Below are 1,421 nucleotides of genomic sequence, written 5' to 3'. Positions count from 1 at the left end.
CCGGTGTTCTCATCGGGCACGACGGCGAGCTTCGCCGAGAATGCCACTGGAGCAGTCTACGACGCCGAAGCGACGGACATAGAGGGGGACATCGTCACCTATTCGCTTTCCGGCACTGACGCCGGCCTGTTCGACATCGACGCCTCGACCGGCGTGGTTACCTTCAAGAACGCGCCCGACTTCGAGAACCCGCTCGATGCCGGCGCCAACAACGTCTACGACATCACCGTTACCGCCTCCGACGGCACGCTGAGCGCCGGCCAGGCGGTCGCCATCACGGTGACCAATCAAAACGACAACGCGCCGGCGTTTACGTCGGGCACGACGGCCAATTTCGCCGAGAACGCCGCCGGGACGGTCTATGACGCCAATGCCAGCGATGCCGACAATCTCGGGGCGCTGACCTACACGCTGTCAGGCGCTGACGCAGCGCTGTTCGACATCGACGCCTCGACCGGCGTGGTCACATTCAAGAACGCGCCCGACTTCGAGAACCCGCTCGATGCCGGCGCCAACAACGTCTACGACATCGTGGTGACGGCTTCGGACGGCACGCTGAGCACCGGCCAGGCGGTCGCCATCACGGTGACCAACACCAACGATATAAACCAGCCGCCTGTGATCACCTCGAACGGTGGCGGTGACACGGCTCAGATATCGGTTGCCGAAAACACGACTGCAGTGGCGACGGTTGCCGCTTCCGATCCCGATGCCGGGACGACGCTGGCCTATGCGATCGCCGGTGGCGCCGATGCCGCCCTGTTCAGCATCAATGCGACGACCGGGGCGCTGAGCTTCGTCGATGCGCCGAACTTCGAGGCTCCGGACGATGCCGGCGGCAACAATGTCTATGACGTCGTCGTCTCCGCTTCCGACGGAATCCTTACCGACACGCAGGCCATCGCGGTGACGGTGACCAACCAGAACGACAACGCACCGGTGTTCTCATCGGGTACGACGGCCAGCTTCGCCGAGAACGCCACAGGCACCGTCTACGACTCCAATGCCAGTGACGCCGACAATCTCGCAGCGCTGACCTACACGCTGTCCGGGACGGACTCTGCCCTGTTCGACATCGATGCCTTGACCGGCGTGGTCACCTTCAAGAACGCGCCCGACTTCGAGAGCCCGCTCGATGCCGGCGCCAACAACGTCTACGACATCACCGTCACCGCCTCCGACGGCACGCTGAGCACCGGCCAGGCGGTCGCCATCACGGTGACCAACCAGAACGACAACGCGCCGGTGTTCTCATCGGGTACGACGGCGAGCTTCGCCGAGAACGCCACAGGCACCGTCTACGATGCCAACGCCGGCGATGCCGACAATTTCGCAGCGCTGACCTATACGCTGTCAGGGACGGACTCTGCCCTGTTCGACATCGACGCTTCGACCGGGGCGGTCACCTTCAAGAACGCGCC

1 pseudogene is annotated in these 1,421 nt (G+C 64.0%); it reads left to right on the top strand.

From position 1 onward, the window contains the following. Positions 1–1,421: pseudogene (locus tag BQ8482_RS19740) on the top strand (cadherin domain-containing protein); the annotation flags it as partial.

The organism is Mesorhizobium delmotii, assembly GCF_900149755.1.
Taxonomy (GTDB): Bacteria; Pseudomonadota; Alphaproteobacteria; order Rhizobiales; family Rhizobiaceae; genus Mesorhizobium; species Mesorhizobium delmotii.
Note: the sequence above shows the minus strand (reverse complement) of the source record. Positions and strands in the feature narration are given on the sequence as shown.